Below are 15,987 nucleotides of genomic sequence, written 5' to 3' on the forward strand. Positions count from 1 at the left end.
TTGACAGGAGTTGCTCCTAAAGTGAGATAATAAATCAGCTCTCCAGCTCTCCAGCTCTCCAGCTCTCCAGCTCTCCAGCTCTCCAGCTCTCCAGCTCTCCAGCTCTCCAGCTCTCCAGCATCTCCAGCATCTCGCTTCCCGACTCTCTACCCTGTATACTCCCGCCCATTAAGTTAGACAGAACCACAAGAGGCGCCCTATGGAATTCGAGTTTATTAGAAACACTTTAATGGGCGAATACTATGTGAAGTCCAGTATGGGGCACGAAATTGTTGCACGCTGGCTGCAGGAAGAAATTGGCAAGGATTGGCAGAAAATTGAGCGCGTTGATGATCTAATTCGCAAGGCACGATCTAATCCTCAACAAGAGCATAGCTTAGAAGGCACTGAAATTTTCCTGATGATTCAAGGTGATGAAGTCACGGTTCAAGAGAATGTGCTTGCTCATGGTCAAGAGATGGACGCAGAGAGTGAGTTTGATTTTTATGACAGTGAAAGTACAGCAAGCTGCGGACTGGAAGACTTTGAAGATCTTATTGAACAATGGAAGACCTTCCTTACGACCAAGTAATGCACTTTTGTGGTGAGTCATCTTAGGCTTGCTTTAAATTTGTGAATAGGGCGCACCAAATTGGTGCGTCCTTTTTGTTTATGGAGCAATGTTTAATGCTTGTTTTTATTTAAATCAATAGCTTAACAAGTTGGCACGCACCTTGGATTACTAATAAACAAAAGGATGACAGCTTCAGAGAGGATGCGATGAAACTTATAAATGCGATTATTAAACCGTTCAAATTAGACGATGTTCGTGAGGCCCTAGCCGATGTTGGTATTGAAGGGATGACAGTATCAGAGGTTAAGGGTTTTGGCCGTCAGAAAGGTCACACTGAGCTATACCGTGGTGCAGAATACCAAGTCGACTTTCTACCTAAGGTGAAACTTGAAATAGCGACTCAGGCAGAAAACGTTGACCGAGTGATTGAGGCGGTGTCAAAAGCAGCGCACACGGGAAAAATCGGAGACGGAAAAATTTTCGTTTATGACCTCAGCCAAGCGGTGCGTATTCGTACCGGTGAAATGGACGCTGAAGCGCTTTAAGAATTCAAAGGACTGGAGACAATAAGATGGAATTAACAACTACAGTAACAGAGTTACGTTACGCACTAGACACCTTTTTCTTCCTCATTTCGGGTGCGTTGGTAATGTGGATGGCAGCAGGTTTTGCCATGTTGGAAGCGGGTTTGGTTCGCTCAAAGAACACGACTGAAATTCTAACTAAAAACATCTGTTTATACGCGATAGCTTGTACTATGTACCTCATCGTTGGTTACAACATTATGTATGTTGATAACGGTGAAGGCGGTTGGCTACCTTCATTTGGTGCACTCATCGGTACTCAAGGCGAACGTGCAGATCACTCGCTAGAGTCAGACTTCTTCTTCCAGGTAGTGTTTGTCGCAACAGCCATGTCAGTTGTGTCAGGTGCTGTTGCTGAACGTATGAAGTTATGGTCTTTCCTTATTTTCTCGGCAGTGTTAACAGCATTTATCTACCCAATGGAAGGTTACTGGACTTGGGGTGGTGGTTTCCTATCAGAAGCGGGCTTTAGTGACTTCGCAGGCTCAGGCATCGTTCATATGGCAGGTGCAGCCGCCGCTCTAGCTGGTGTTCTACTTCTAGGTGCGCGTAAAGGCAAGTACGGTAAGAAAGGTGAAATCTACCCAATTCCAGGTTCAAACATGCCTCTAGCAACGCTTGGTACCTTTATCCTATGGTTCGGTTGGTTCGGCTTCAACGGTGGTTCTCAGCTAATGGTATCTGACTTTGAGAATGCAACCGCAGTAGGTCAAATCTTCCTTAACACTAATGCAGCAGCTGCTGCGGGTGCCATTGCAGCGCTACTTGTTTGTAAAACAACTTGGGGTAAGGCTGACCTTACTATGATTCTTAACGGTGCATTAGCAGGTCTTGTTGCTATCACAGCGGATCCTCTATCACCTTCACCACTTTACGCAGTAGCAATTGGTGCAGTATCTGGTGCGCTAGTGGTGTTTAGCATCATCGGCCTTGATAAGCTTAAGATTGATGATCCTGTAGGTGCTATCTCAGTGCACGGTGTATGTGGTTTCTTCGGTCTGATGGTTGTGCCGCTAAGCAATGGTGATGCAACATTTGGTGCACAGCTTCTAGGCGCCGCGGTAATCTTTGCTTGGGTATTTGGTGCAAGTCTAGTGGTATGGGCTGTGCTTAAAGCGACAATTGGTATCCGAGTTTCAGAAGACGAAGAGATGGAAGGTATGGACATGCATGACTGTGGTGTCGGTGCATATCCAGAATTCGTAACAGTGAAGTAATTACACTAGATGTGACGTTACATATAGTTACAAATAAAAGTATCAAAAACCTGCTCTCTAGAGCAGGTTTTTTTGTTTCGTGTCATTGTTTTCTAAACTATGATGAATATAATAACGCAACTGATAAACGTTATCATTACGAAGTTAAAGGACTGAACCAATGAAAAAACTGCTGACTCTTTCTGCATTAGCTTGCGCGACAATCGCACCTACAGCGGCAATCGCTGCAGAAGAAGTGAACGTATACTCTTACCGTCAACCTTTCCTAGTTGAGCCAATGTTCAACGAGTTCACTAAAGAGACAGGTATTAAAGTAAACGTTAAGTTTGCTAAGAAAGGTCTAGCAGAGAAGCTAGCACAAGAAGGTGAATACAGCCCAGCAGACGTGATTCTAACTGTAGACATTAGCCGTCTATCTGAGCTGACTAAGAAAAACCTTGTTCAAGCTGTTGAGAGCGAAGTTTTAGAGAAAAACATTCCTGCGCAGTACCAAGACTCGAACAACGAGTGGTTTGCTCTAACCACGCGTACTCGTAGCGTTTACTCTTCACGTGATCGTGTAGGTCGTCTAGGTGAAGACTTCACTTACGCTGATCTAGCTAAGCCAGAGTTTAAAGGCAAAATCTGTACTCGTAGCGGTAAGCACCCTTACAACGTATCTCTAGTATCTGCAATGATCGCTCACGAAGGCGAAGCAGCAACTAAAGAGTGGTTAGAAGGCGTTAAAGCTAACCTAGCACGTAAGCCACAAGGTAACGACCGTGCTCAAGTTAAAGCAATCAAAGAAGGTCTATGTGACGTTTCTCTTGGTAACAGCTACTACCTAGGCAAGATGGTTAACGATGCTGAGCAAAAAGCTTGGGCTGACGCCGTTTACATCAACTTCCCTAACCAGAAGACGACAGGTACTCACGTAAACATCTCTGGTATGGCAATGGCTAAGCACTCTCCAAACAAAGAGAATGCAGTGAAGCTTATGGAATTCCTTGCGGGCGATAAAGCACAAAGCATGTACGCTGAAGTTAACTTCGAATACCCAGTTAAAGATGGCGTTAAGCGTTCAGAACTGGTTGCGTCTTGGGGTGATTTCAAGCCAGATACTATTTCTCTAGATGATGTTGCTAGCCACCATGAAGCAGCGATCAAACTACTAGACGAAGTTAAGTTCGACCTATAATAGTTTTTGGTGAGTCATAGACTCATTAAATAAGCACAGCCTCAAGTCGCTCTTTTTGTAGGGTTACTTGAGGTTGTTTGTTTATAAGGGTATAAATACCCTAAACTATTAAAGGGATATGAGAGGTATTTGCAAACGCATTTATATTTCATAAATCCTGGTTGTAAGTAGGCGATGAAAGAAAAAAATTATTTATGGAAAACCAGTAGTGGAGCACTTGCTTTGCTACTGGTTTTGCCGATCTTAGCGATATTCATGACCGCTGTTGGTGAAACCAATGAGCTCTTTACTCATTTGATGTCAACGGTGATGCCGACTTACGCATTTAATACCGTGGTATTAGTTGTTGGTACCATGGTGCTGTCTCTTCTTTTTGGTATCCCTTCCGCATGGATAATGGCGATGTGCCGCATTCCTGGTGAACGCGTTTTGCAATGGGCGCTAGTTCTTCCTCTTGCGATGCCTGGTTATATCGTTGGTTATATATTTACTGATTGGTTCGACTTTGCGGGGCCTGTACAGATTTTGTTGCGTGACTTGACAGGGTGGGGGCCTGGTGAATACTGGTTTCCAGATATCCGGACCCTAAGTGGCGCGATTATCGTTCTTTCATTAGTTCTCTATCCTTATGTTTATTTGCTATGCCGCGCGGCTTTTATGGAGCAAAACGTCTCATTGCTTCAATCGGCGCGACTTCTGAAATGTTCTCCATGGGAGAGCTTTCGCCGTATTTCTTTACCTTTAGTCAGGCCATCTATTGCAGTCGGGCTATCGCTGGTGGCGATGGAAACTATTGGTGATTTTGGTACGGTGAGCTACTTCGCGGTTAATACGCTAACGACTGCGGTTTATGACACCTGGCTTGGTTACTCAAGCTTAACTGCAGCAGCGAAAATCTCAGCGATAATGTTGGTTGTCGTCATTCTATTGCTTAGCTCAGAACGTTATAGTCGCCGTAAGCAAAAGCTGTTTCAGAATCAGTTTAGTAGTCGCGAAGATTTTCGCTATGAGTTGGCAGGTTGGAGAAAGTGGCTAGCACTTTCTTGGTGTTGGGGACTTGTCTGTATTGCGTTTATTTTCCCGCTTGGTCAGTTGATTATCTATGCTTACAAATATTTCAGCCAAAGTTGGACGGCAGAGTTTCGTGAGTACGCGCTTAATAGCCTGTATGTTTCCCTTACCGCAGCTGTGATTGGTGTTGTGGTTGCACTGATTGTCAACTTCTGCCAACGCGTTAATCCCGGGCGTAAGAGCCTCGCATTTATGCGCTTATCCTCAATGGGATATGCAGTGCCAGGAACCGTTCTTGCGATAGGCGTGATGGTTCCGGTGCTATTCATGGACCATATGGTTAATGACATTGCTAAATTTATGGATTGGGGTCGACCTGGACTGATTTTCTCTGGTTCTATGTTTGCGCTGATCTTTGCCATGGTGGTGCGTTTCTCAGCAGTTGCTATTGGCAGTATTGAAAGCAGTTTAAGTAAAGTGTCTCCTTCATTGGATATGGCATCAAGAACCATGGGGTGCAGCGCCAATATCATGCTTTGGCGAATTCACTTACCACTGGTGCGCAGAGGAGCTTTAATCGCGGGACTGCTCGTGTTTATCGAGTCAATGAAAGAGCTTAATGCGGCGCTACTGCTACGCCCTTTCAACTTTGAGACCTTAGCCACCTATGTTTATAACTTTGCCTCTGACGAGCATCTAGAGCTTGCGGCAATGCCCGCCGTTCTATTGGTCTTGGTTGGCCTAGTACCTTTAGTTATTGTTAACCGTTCACTGGAGCATTCCCACTAATGAGCTGTGCATTATCAATCAAAGACTTAACGTGTAAATACGATGAGCAAACGACAGTGCTTGAGTCGCTATCGCTAGAAGTAGAGCAAGGTGAAATTGTTTGTCTATTAGGGGCTAGTGGGTGCGGTAAAACAACTTTGCTCAAAGCGATTGCTGGATTGTTGCCTTTAAGCTCGGGCACCATGAGTCTGAATTGCATGACTATTGATGACGGAGCCAATTGGCTTCCTCCAGAACAGCGCAACATCGGCATGATTTTTCAAGATTACGCGCTTTTTCCACACTTAACTGTGGCTGAGAATGTTGCTTTTGGCCTACGTAAATTGTCGCTTAGTGAGCAAAAAACTAAAGTTGAAGAGATGTTAGCGCTAGTCCATTTGGACGGTTATGGCGAACGCTATCCTCACCAACTCTCTGGTGGTCAACAACAACGTGTCGCGATAGCACGCTCTTTGGCTTACAAACCAGACCTCCTATTACTCGATGAGCCGTTCTCAAACATTGATACTCAAGTGCGTCATGAGCTTATTGCTGAGATCCGCAAGATTTTTAAGGCACAAGGGGTGACGGCGATATTTGTTACTCATAGTCGTGAAGAAGCGTTTGCTTTTGCTGACAAGATGGCTGTGATGAATCATGGCGTGATTGAGCAATATGGCACCGCGAGTGAGCTTTATTATCAACCATCAAGCAAGTTTGTGGCAGACTTTTTGGGTGGTGGTAGTTACTTAACGGCTAAACGTTCTTCAGAGTCGGAATTTGAGACTGAACTAGGTTTGGTTGAAGCCACTGCGCAGCAACATATTCAAATTGGTGAGAGCTGCGAACTCCTACTTCGACCTCAGCATGTGCAGATCAGCGCGGCTGAAGAGAGTACAGTCACTGTGCTAGAACAACAGTTTATGGGTGATCACTGCCGCTATGTGATTGATGCGAGTGGCAGTCGATTGTTAGCTAGCTCAGCAGAGCCTCTGACCATAGGCCAGCAGGTGTCGGTTAAGGTTGAGACCCAAGGTGTGCTCGCTTTCTAGCAAAAAAGTGCCCGGCTTAGTCGCCGGGCTAATTGTATTCACCTATAGGGAAGTGAATTCAGTTAATTAGAGTTGTAAGAACGCTTTGACTTGCTGTACGACTTGTTCGGCGGTCTCTTTGTCTGCCATTTCTGCAAAGATACGCAGTAGTGGTTCTGTACCAGAGAAACGCGCAATCACCCAACCACCATTCTTGAAGTAGACCTTAGCGCCATCTTCATAGCTCACCTTATCTATCTCAAACTCAAAATCAGGCAATTGTTTTTCTACATAAATACGATTGTACAGCACCTCTTTTTGGGCTGGCTTAAAGGTACAGTCTCCCTCAGCGGTATAAGCATAGCCATACTTGCCATATATCTCATCCAGTAGCTCTGACAGTTTCTTGCCAGTCACAGAGATCATTTCAACCAATAGGCTAGAGGCGAAAACGCCGTCTTTACCTTTGATGTGTCCACGGATGGTAAGGCCACCAGAACTTTCACCGCCAATCAGCGAATCATCGGCTTCCATTTGTGAACTGATATGTTTAAAGCCTACAGGCACTTCAAATGATTTCTCACCATGATCTGCAGCGATCTTATCGAGAATATGTGTAGTGGCAATATTGCGTACCACGGAACCTTTCCAGCCTTTGTACTCTAGTAGGTAGTAGTAGAGCAGGATCAGCACTTCGTTAGGATGAATAAAGTGGCCTTTTTCATCGATGATACCTAAACGGTCAGCATCACCATCGGTTCCGATACCAATATCGTATCCCTCGGCGGCTACAAGGTGCTTTAGCCTATACAAGGTCGCGGCACTCGGTGAAGGCATCAAACCACCAAAATCTGGGTTCTTGCCATCATTGATAACGTCGACATCACAACGGCCATTAATCAGCACCGTTTGCAATGCGTTTTTCGCCACACCAAACATAGGGTCGATCAATACACGTAAGTTGGCTTTCTTAATTGATTCAATATCGATGAAGTTAATGATCGAATCGACAAACTCGTTCATTGGGTTGATGACATCGATCAGTTTGTCTTCCACCGCTTGGTCAAAATCAACCGATTTAACCTGCTCAGCGCTTAGCTGGCTAATTTGTGTTTCGATTTTTTCGGTGATGATTTCATCAGCGTCACGCCCGCCTTGAATAAAGACTTTAATGCCATTGTAGTCGGCTGGGTTATGTGAAGCGGTGATGCAGGCAGAGTAGGCACAACCCATTTCTTTGGCCTTAAACATCACAATTGGCGTTGGAACGAACTTGTCGATAAAGCTGACGGTAATGCCGTTTGCAGCTAAAACCTCTGTAAACCAGCGGCCTGCTTTATCTGATAAAAAACGGCGGTCGTAACCAATTACGAACCCTTTTTCAGCCACTTGTTCTTGATTGATGATGTTGGCCAGAGCTTGAGCCACTAAGCGAACATTGTCTTTAGTAAACTCTTCGCCAATGAATGCGCGCCAGCCACCTGTTCCAAATTTAATCATAGTGATAATCCTTTAAGTAAAAGAGCCTCTCGAAAGAGGCTCATTGCTGGCGTTAACCAAGAACAACCACAACGTCGTTGACACTGCCTTCCGCTTGAACTGGAACAGCACCTGTCACTGCTTCTCCGTTAACAGTGATCGACTTAATGCCTTTGCTTACTGAGCTTGGGTTTTCGACCTTGATGTTGTAGGTCGCGCCTAACCACTGACGAGTGACCTCAAAACCAGGCCAGTCAGTTGGAATACATGGGTCTATGGTCAAACCATCAAAACCGGTACGTACACCTAAGATGAAGTTGGTTACCGCGAAGTAAGCCCAACCCGAAGTGCCCGTCAACCAAGGGTGGTTGGCACGGCCATGATCTTGGTGGTCACGACCCATAATGAACTGCACGTATGAGTATGGTTCAGCAATACGTTTTTCTATGATGTCGTTTTGGTTGTATGGGTTGAGCGCATCGTAGAATTTCATTGCGCGATCACCACGACCAAGTTTCGCTTCTGCTACCCACGCCCACGGGTTTGGATGCGAGAAGATTGCGCCGTTTTCTTTTACGCCTTGGTATACGCGGGTAACAAAGCCGATATCATCGTTCGGTGTTGCAAATGAAGGGGCGTTAAGGTGTAGACCGTACTCTGAGAATAGATTCTCATCTACGGCATCCATCGCTTTTTCACCGCGCTCTTGCGATACCGCGCCCGATAGAACGGCAAGTGTATTTGACTCTAAGTGGATGCGGCCTTCGGTCTGTTGTGCAGTACCAATCTTATCGCCATTTTTAGTCAAGCCGCGGATGTACCAGCCACCTTCATCATCCCAAAGGTGCGTTTCACACGCTTCACGAACATTGGCCGCCATTTCTGTGTATTTCTCAACATCTGCATCGCGACCCAAGTATTTCGCTAGGTCAATAAACTCTTGCAGAGCCCAGAAGTGGAGGAATGAAACCATAGAGGATTCACCGCCACCTAGGTTTAGACAGTCATTCCAGTCTGCACGTAAACCTTTACAGATACCGGTTTGACCAACGTACTCCGCTGAGAAGTCGAGTGCGGCTTTCATATGCTCGTAAACTGTTGCGTCTCCGCCGTCTGCGTAAGGAATGACTTCCTCGAAGAAACTATGCTCGCCAGTTTCCATCACGTACTTACAGATGGTAGGAACTAGCCATAGATGATCATCTGAACAAGTGTCTTCGATGCCGTGGATCTTATCTTCATCCGATGGCGTTGGAACCACGGTTGGAGATTTTGAAGGCTCAACATCGGCTTTTTCAGGATCAAACCAATCAGGATCAAATAGGTGCAGACCGTAACCAGCTTTAACCTGACCACGTAGAAGATCAACAAGACGTTTACGTGTCATTGCTGCATTTGAATGAGGGACTGAAATCGCATCTTGAGCAGTATCTCGGTAGCCAAGACCAGTACGTCCACCGACTTCAATGAAAGAAGCAAAGCGAGACCAAACCACACAGGTTTCAGCTTGGTATAGAGTCCAAGCGTTGATCATAGTATCTAAGCCTTCATTCGGCGATTTCACTTGGAACTTAGCACAGCGCTCGTCCCAGTGGGCTTTAATACCTGCAAACGCAGCATCGACATTAGCAAGGTCTTGATACTTTTCACGTAGACGTTCACCATTGCCTTTACCGATACCCAGAATGTAGGCAAAACGCACTTCTTCGCCAGGTTGGATAGTGAACTGCTTGTGTAACGAACCACAGTGGTTGTAACAAGTTTGCGCACTATTGGTACATTTACCTTGTTCAACGGCGATTGGATTCGCTTCGTCGCGGTATAGACCCAGGAAGCTATCACGTTGACCATCGTATGAGTCAGGGTCGAATGTAGACGCTAGGTAATAGAAACCTTCAAAGTCGTTGGTGTTGTAATACAAGTCATACTCAATCACGCCATCTTTGTACTCAGTTCCTGCTGAGTAAAGAGACATTTGGTGGTTCTGGTTGTCAGACTGAATGTGGCTGAATGAGAACTCAACAAATGAGAAGGCACTTATAGTGCGCGGCTTATCAGAAGTGTTTTTAATCACAACATCCCACACTTCCGCATCTTCACCTTTTGGTACGAAGAGCGTTTTCGTTGCTTCAATGCCATTGTAATCACACTTAAACTTTGAATATGACAAGCCGTGACGCACTTCATAGCTTGCTTCATCTAAGCTTTTCGCGACTGGCTGCCATGAGATTGACCAGTAGTCGCCAGTTTGATCATCGCGTAGGTAAACATAGTGACCCGGGCGGTCGAAAGTTGCGTTAGGGCGGAATTTGGTAACACGGTTATATTCAGGGGAGTTGTAGAATGAATACCCCCCTGCGTTGTGCGAGATGACAGTACAGAACTTCTCTGTGCCTAAGTAGTTAGTCCATGGCGCAGGTACGTCTGGTCGAGTGATGACGTATTCACGATTGTCGTTATCGAAATAGCCGTATTTCATGTTGATTTCCTTTTTACCAAGCTGCCACTTTGGCAGCCAAAAAATTTAAGCTAGTGAAAACCGCGAATGCTCACCATTCGCTCCAGTGTTATTTCCACGGTTGACGGTAGTTAATGCCTTGTCTGTCGAGTAAGGGCAAATGGCCTTTTAACCGTGCTAAATAGTCTTCCCAATCTCTTTCGGATTTCTCTGTCCAACAAGCTTCTGCCATGGCAGTGAGCCGTGGGAAAACCATGTAATCCATGCGATTTTGTTGTGTGACGATTTCACTCCATAGCGCGCACTGAATACCCAAAATGCGCTTTCTTATTGGATCGTTGTCAGGGACTTGCGCTAGTGGCTCATAGCGATAAGCATTTTCAAGAGGGATAACTGCTGCCCAATCGACCCCAGGTTCCTCTGGGCTGTAGTCTTGGGTCATATCTAAATAAGTCGATTGACCCGGCTGTAAAATGACATCAAAACCTTGTTTAGCGCAGTTAAGAGCCGCCTCTTCACTGAGCCAAGAATAGATAACCGTATCTTTGCTCACCTTATTGCCGTGTTGAGCCTCTTCCCAACCCACCATGCGTTTACCCAGTGACCGAAGCTTTTTCTCCGCATAGCCGAGAAGATGACCTTGGAGCTCTTTAGCGCTCTGATAACCCTTCTCTTGCATTAGTTTCTGGCAGGCAGGGCTTTCTAGCCACACGCCGTCAGGCACTTCATCGGCACCAATATGAACCCAAGGGGAGGGGAATAGCTCAGCGACTTCTTGCAAAACCTTGTCGAGGAACTCGTAAGTGCCATCAAGGGCTGGCGAGAGCACATTGTCGTTGTAGTGCTGAATACTGCGATATTGAGAACGATCATTATGATCTTGTAATAGCTCTGGTAAAGACTTGATCGCCGCACGGCAGTGACCTGGAATATCGATCTCTGGAATTATGTTGATCCCGCGTTCGTCCGCGTAAGCAATCACTTCCTTGACTTCTTGTTGGCTGTAATAACCGCCATAGATGTCAGCTAGGTGACTGTACTGAGGTTCAAGCTCCGTCCCAACTCCGCGGTATCCGCCAGTCTTGGTTAACTCTGGTAGCGCTTTGATTTCCAGACGCCATCCCTCGTCATCGGTTAGGTGCCAGTGGAAGGTATTAAATTTGTAATGGGCGAGTTGGTTGATTAAACGCTTCACCATCTCAACTGAGTGGAAGTGGCGAGCACAATCCAACATCATGCCGCGATACTTAAAACGTGGCGCATCAACGACTTTAATACACGGGAGAGATAAGTTGTGGTCGCCATCTTGCTCAATTAATTGCAACAGGGTTGCGCTGGCATGAACAAAGCCAGAACGAGATCCTGCTTCAAGTCGAACGCCTGTACCACTCACCGTAAGTTGGTACTCACCTTCATCAAGAGTCGGATTATTGCGATAAACAATCTCGCTATGACCTATGGTTTGAGCTTTAAAATCAAACAGCCTTTCTAGCTCTAGCTGCAGCCATGTGGCGGCTTTCTCGGCTAGATTAGCTTGCAAAGTAATTTGACTAGAGCGAGTCAGTTGGAACTTACCATCAAATAGCTCGACCTTATTTGGCTTAGGAATTAGCGCAATTTCAGGCGTATCAACACTAGGTAGCTCGGCGCGTTCACGATATGGCGAGGCAAGGGCAATAGGGGTCAAGACGACCTGATGCTTTTCCTGACCACCATTAGCAATAATGACCGCGTCTTTTAGCCCGTCGGTGTAGAAACGAAACGGAGCAGTATTGATACTAAATTCGCAGTAGTAGTGCTGATTGGCCTCAAGAATTTCGATATCAGGTTTGACCGTGCAGAAACTACCTACTTGTTTGATTTCTCCATGAGTGAAGCTATCAGGCAAGATAAAGCGATCAATGATGAACTGCAGTTGCCAGTTGTCGAGTGATTGATCGGTAAGGTTATGCAAAGTTAAACCAAAACGGCAAAACTGCTTTTGTTCGGATAGGACAGCAAGTTCGACGCGAAAGCTCATAATCTTATCCTTAATAAAGATTGTGCTCAGGTTGACCGGCAAACATGATTGCGCCCTCAATGGCATCAAATTGCGGTTCAACGATCCAAGACTGTACTGGTGGCGAAAGCCAAGCTTTGATGCGTTCGGCGATGCTACCCATTAAACAGATGCGAGTCGCACCTTTACGATTAAGTGCCACTAGGAACATTTCAATATCTGCAGCCGTCTGCTTAAGCATATCGATTGCTAAGCTATCGCCTTGATGAGCGTGTTGAAAAATTGCAGGGGAGAATCGTCCGTAATCTCTTGGTAATGCCGATTTAGACCATTCCACTATTTGGTCAACATCATGGTTGAAATGAGCGAGAACATGCTGAACAAGTGGGGTCTTCTCGCCAATACCATCTTGAGCGAGAAGGACGTTTTGAATAAGGCGTAGGCCCATAACAGCGCCACCGCCTTGATCTGAAATCGGGAATTCGCGCCCCCCGACGACGTGTTGTTGACCATTTTCAAGGTAGATACCACATGAACCTGTGCCTGCTATCATAATTGCACCAGCATCACCATTATGAGCGCCAATACACGCACCGTAAGCGTCGGTGTTTAGCACGATAGAAGCGAATGGGTGTGGTAGATCCATAAAGGCTTGCCATGCTGATTTTTGCTCAGCACCTGCGAGAGCAAGGCCAAGATGCATGCGAGCAAAATCATTGGTGTTCAAACCACCCTGATCGGCGGCTTCGGTAATGGCTTGAACAATCGAAGCCATTGCAACTTCAACACCTAGCAAAATATTGGCGCTACCGCTTTTCGCCTCGCCGATTAAGTTGCCTTGCTCATCACGAACTCTGGCGCGGCAGGAAGTACCGCCACCATCAATACCAACAAATAACTTACTCATTGGTTGTCTCCTCAGTATTGAAGTGAGCGAATTGACTTACTATCGCGAGCAAATACCAAGCACCATGTGGAATCCATTGCTCTCCCCAACGCCAGTTTTGCAGCATGTCGTCTTTTTGTTTCTCTGGGTTAAAGGCGATGTCGTTTTCGTCTTCAAAGCCTGCGGTAATACCGTTACAAATACCGCCTTTTGCATTAAAGAATCCAAGCTGTGGCAGGTAATCAGGGTTGTTGATGCCATGCCCATCCAGCATGCACATATGGTAAGGGTTAAGGCCTAAGATCCAATTAAGACTATTTTGGGCGAATGCGAGGAGCTGTTGCTTCGTCGCATGATCTTCAATATGCGCAAGGGCAAAAAATGCCATGCTACTGAGAGAGCCTAAACGTGCATTCTCTCCTTGCCACCAATAACCGGTTTCATTGTTCTGCGCGACAAAGAATGCATCGCGCTTTTCACCATCAACCGATTTGACGTATTGGCGAGGGTAACCAAACGGGTTTGCTACGCTATTGCTAATTGTCAGTTCAAACTTCACCGCACGATTGAGCACTTCGGTCACTTGTGATTTTCGTTGAGCGTTAGGCTCAACATTGAGGTACTCACATAGAGCGATAACGGGCAGGCCGGCTTCAGCGGCGTGATAGTATGGGCGACTACCATCTTGGTTGGCTGCCCAGTAATGGTTGAAGTTTTGGTCACTTTGCTGACGTGAGATCAGTTGATTGCTCCAGTAGCGGCACTCTTCAAGATACTGTCCATTTTCTGTTGTATGCAGCAGCTCAGTCACTGCTAGCAATGCACAGTACTCATCAATGATGTTCTCTTGGCCGTCATCTAGGTATTGGCGGTTAAACTCTTTAAGGTGCCAATAGCCTTTCTCAGCAGCGGCTAAGTATTCTTGGCGAGTAAACTCACCGGATTCATCTAATCGAGCTGCCTGAGCTAATGCCGCGATAGAGATACCTCCACCTTGTCTAAAGCCTGCTTGATGGTCTTCAGACTTGTGACCTTCTTGAGTGGCGTAGGCACAAATTTCTCGCTGTTTGGTATCTTTCGACCACTTATCAAAGACGGTCATGTAAAAGTAACCGGCTTCATTTTGCATTCGCACTAGAAAATCCGCGCCGAATAGCGCCTCTTCAACTAAGCGAATTTTAGAGAAAGCGGGTAAAGCATCTCCGCTGCCTACAAGTTCTAAACCTTTGAGCATGTTCCAAACTACCATCGGAGTTTGCTGTGGGTTTAGATAATTGGCATATGACAGGTGACTTAGGTATTTGCTGACATCCCCTGAGGCATCATACCAACCTCCTTGAACATCTACGACTTGATCACTGCCAAGAATAGGAACCTGTTTATCTTGTTTGTCAAAGCGGCCGCCACATCGCTGTGATTTGAAGTAGTGGAGCAGGTCGGAAAAGGTCGTTTTGAGCAATAGCCCTTGCTCAATCGCAAATACTTCAGAGCGCAAATTTTCAACTCTTAGGTAGAAGCGTCCTGCTTGCTCAAAATCAGAGAATTCAATACGAAAAAAACTCCCTTGGTGCCAATTAGCGACCTTTGTGCCTTTCTCAATAGCAAAAGTCGCCACAGTTTGATGACTGTCGGCACAAACTAACAACGCAGTGGTAGATGAAAGTCGTGTCTTGCCGGTCATCAAAATAGCCTGCTTTGGCCCAAGGGCTTCATAACCAATATGGTTAGTAAGTAGCAGCATTAAAATCTCCGAAAAATCAATCTTGTTAGTTGAGCCAAGAAAATCTTGGCTCTTTAGGTTTTAGTTTTCGTATAGGTAACAGCGAACAAAGTGGTTATCAGAAAGCTGGGTCACTTCTGGTAGCTGTTCGCGACATTTATCTGAAGCGTGCTGGCATCGACCGGCAAAAGGACAGCCTACAGAGACTGGCGTCCAAAGTGGGATCTCGCCTTTGTTGCCTTTGAGTTTCTCGTGAATCGATTTGCTTGGATCAGGAACCGCAGAAACCAATAGCTGTGTATATGGGTGTTGAGGGTTATGAATGATCTCTTCAGTGTCGCCCCATTCAACCATGTGGCCGACATACATAACCGCGAGATCTTCTGCGATGTAGCGTGCGGTAGCGATATCGTGAGTGATGTAAAGCAGAGACATTTGTTTCTCAAACTTCATCTCTTCCATTAGGTTGAGTACACCAGCACGAATCGAAACATCCAGCATAGAAGTCGGCTCATCGGCCAACACCACTTCCGCACCTACCGCGATGTTGCGTGCTAAGTTGACACGCTGACGCTGACCACCAGATAGCTGATGCGGGAACTTTTGTGCGGTCTCTTTTGGTGGGATAAGACCAACTTGCTCAAGCAGATCGTATACACGCTCTTCCTGCTCTTTCTTGTTGCGAGGATCCACTTTTTTATGGATCAGCAGCGGACGAAGAATGTGGTGGAAGATATTGTGGGTCGGGTTTAGCGAGCCAAACGGGTCTTGCCAAACCATCTGTACGCCTTCGCGGTACGCCATTAGGTCAGAACGCGAGTCGATGGTTTGAATATCACGACCTTTGTACTCAATCACACCATCGGTTGGTGCATACATTTTTGCGATCATCTTGGCGGTTGTTGATTTACCTGAACCAGACTCACCAACCACAGACAGGCCGCGGCTTTTGTACATTTTGAATGATACGTCGTTGATGGCACGCATCATGGGTTGTTGTAATGCATTGCTACTGATCGGGAAATCTTTAACTAGGTTTTTCCCTTCTACCAATAGCTCGCCAAATTCTTTGCTCATAATTGTCTCCAGTAATCTTTATAGTTA

At 46.0% G+C, this 15,987-nt stretch carries 12 protein-coding genes; 6 read left to right on the plus strand and 6 right to left on the minus strand.

Annotated elements, in window-relative coordinates:
- Nucleotides 1-199: 199 nt before the first annotated feature.
- From AC6R00_RS02735 to AC6R00_RS02760, 6 genes are all read left to right on the plus strand, one after another.
- On the plus strand, nt 200-571 hold the full coding sequence (locus tag AC6R00_RS02735; RefSeq protein ID WP_500639246.1) for a YacL family protein: 372 nt from the start codon (nt 200-202) through the stop codon (nt 569-571).
- A 188-nt stretch (nt 572-759) separates the two neighbouring features.
- Nucleotides 760-1,098, plus strand: coding sequence for a P-II family nitrogen regulator (glnK, locus tag AC6R00_RS02740; protein WP_004742633.1), 339 nt, complete (start codon nt 760-762; stop codon nt 1,096-1,098).
- A 26-nt stretch (nt 1,099-1,124) separates the two neighbouring features.
- Nucleotides 1,125-2,354, plus strand: coding sequence for an ammonium transporter (locus tag AC6R00_RS02745; RefSeq protein WP_500639247.1), 1,230 nt, complete (start codon nt 1,125-1,127; stop codon nt 2,352-2,354).
- A gap of 160 nt (nt 2,355-2,514) precedes the next feature.
- On the plus strand, nt 2,515-3,531 hold the full coding sequence (locus AC6R00_RS02750) for a Fe(3+) ABC transporter substrate-binding protein (RefSeq protein WP_500639248.1): 1,017 nt from the start codon (nt 2,515-2,517) through the stop codon (nt 3,529-3,531).
- A 174-nt stretch (nt 3,532-3,705) separates the two neighbouring features.
- Nucleotides 3,706-5,331 carry an ABC transporter permease gene (locus tag AC6R00_RS02755; RefSeq protein ID WP_500639249.1) on the plus strand — a complete coding sequence of 542 codons (1,626 nt, stop codon included), beginning with the start codon at nt 3,706-3,708 and terminating at the stop codon, nt 5,329-5,331.
- Nucleotides 5,331-6,362, plus strand: coding sequence for an ABC transporter ATP-binding protein (locus AC6R00_RS02760; RefSeq protein WP_425666364.1), 1,032 nt, complete (start codon nt 5,331-5,333; stop codon nt 6,360-6,362). The genes AC6R00_RS02755 and AC6R00_RS02760 overlap by 1 nt, the downstream gene beginning before the upstream one ends.
- A gap of 66 nt (nt 6,363-6,428) precedes the next feature.
- Here AC6R00_RS02760 and AC6R00_RS02765 read toward each other — a convergent pair whose 3' ends face one another.
- The 6 genes from AC6R00_RS02765 to AC6R00_RS02790 all read right to left on the minus strand — a co-directional run bounded on the left by AC6R00_RS02765 (nt 6,429) and on the right by AC6R00_RS02790 (nt 15,960).
- On the minus strand, nt 6,429-7,841 hold the full coding sequence (locus AC6R00_RS02765) for a phosphoglucomutase/phosphomannomutase family protein (protein ID WP_004742638.1): 1,413 nt from the start codon (nt 7,839-7,841) through the stop codon (nt 6,429-6,431).
- A 52-nt stretch (nt 7,842-7,893) separates the two neighbouring features.
- On the minus strand, nt 7,894-10,299 hold the full coding sequence (locus AC6R00_RS02770) for a glycoside hydrolase family 94 protein (RefSeq protein ID WP_500639250.1): 2,406 nt from the start codon (nt 10,297-10,299) through the stop codon (nt 7,894-7,896).
- 88 nt (nt 10,300-10,387) lie between these two features.
- Nucleotides 10,388-12,298 carry a beta-N-acetylhexosaminidase gene (locus AC6R00_RS02775; RefSeq protein ID WP_500639251.1) on the minus strand — a complete coding sequence of 637 codons (1,911 nt, stop codon included), beginning with the start codon at nt 12,296-12,298 and terminating at the stop codon, nt 10,388-10,390.
- Nucleotides 12,299-12,308: 10 nt separating this feature from the next.
- Nucleotides 12,309-13,184, minus strand: coding sequence for a glucosamine kinase nucleotide-binding domain-containing protein (locus AC6R00_RS02780; protein WP_500639252.1), 876 nt, complete (start codon nt 13,182-13,184; stop codon nt 12,309-12,311).
- On the minus strand, nt 13,177-14,904 hold the full coding sequence (locus AC6R00_RS02785; RefSeq protein WP_500639253.1) for a glycoside hydrolase family 9 protein: 1,728 nt from the start codon (nt 14,902-14,904) through the stop codon (nt 13,177-13,179). The genes AC6R00_RS02780 and AC6R00_RS02785 overlap by 8 nt, the downstream gene beginning before the upstream one ends.
- A 60-nt stretch (nt 14,905-14,964) precedes the next feature.
- Complete coding sequence (locus AC6R00_RS02790) at nt 14,965-15,960, minus strand: ABC transporter ATP-binding protein (protein ID WP_004742643.1); 996 nt, start codon at nt 15,958-15,960, stop codon at nt 14,965-14,967.
- Nucleotides 15,961-15,987: the final 27 nt, after the last annotated feature.

The sequence above is a fragment of the Vibrio sp. R10-SF1-ISO8 genome (assembly GCF_059833805.1).

Bases quoted from the DNA above. Each gene is read 5' to 3' on its own strand.
- AC6R00_RS02745 (WP_500639247.1), top strand. From the start codon at position 1,125: ATGGAATTAACAACTACAGTAACAGAGTTACGTTACGCACTAGACACC.
- AC6R00_RS02775 (WP_500639251.1), bottom strand. From the start codon at position 12,298: ATGAGCTTTCGCGTCGAACTTGCTGTCCTATCCGAACAAAAGCAGTTT.
- AC6R00_RS02765 (WP_004742638.1), bottom strand. From the start codon at position 7,841: ATGATTAAATTTGGAACAGGTGGCTGGCGCGCATTCATTGGCGAAGAG.
- AC6R00_RS02735 (WP_500639246.1), top strand. From the start codon at position 200: ATGGAATTCGAGTTTATTAGAAACACTTTAATGGGCGAATACTATGTG.
- AC6R00_RS02780 (WP_500639252.1), bottom strand. From the start codon at position 13,184: ATGAGTAAGTTATTTGTTGGTATTGATGGTGGCGGTACTTCCTGCCGC.
- AC6R00_RS02750 (WP_500639248.1), top strand. From the start codon at position 2,515: ATGAAAAAACTGCTGACTCTTTCTGCATTAGCTTGCGCGACAATCGCA.
- glnK (WP_004742633.1), top strand. From the start codon at position 760: ATGAAACTTATAAATGCGATTATTAAACCGTTCAAATTAGACGATGTT.
- AC6R00_RS02755 (WP_500639249.1), top strand. From the start codon at position 3,706: ATGAAAGAAAAAAATTATTTATGGAAAACCAGTAGTGGAGCACTTGCT.
- AC6R00_RS02790 (WP_004742643.1), bottom strand. From the start codon at position 15,960: ATGAGCAAAGAATTTGGCGAGCTATTGGTAGAAGGGAAAAACCTAGTT.
- AC6R00_RS02785 (WP_500639253.1), bottom strand. From the start codon at position 14,904: ATGCTGCTACTTACTAACCATATTGGTTATGAAGCCCTTGGGCCAAAG.
- AC6R00_RS02770 (WP_500639250.1), bottom strand. From the start codon at position 10,299: ATGAAATACGGCTATTTCGATAACGACAATCGTGAATACGTCATCACT.
- AC6R00_RS02760 (WP_425666364.1), top strand. From the start codon at position 5,331: ATGAGCTGTGCATTATCAATCAAAGACTTAACGTGTAAATACGATGAG.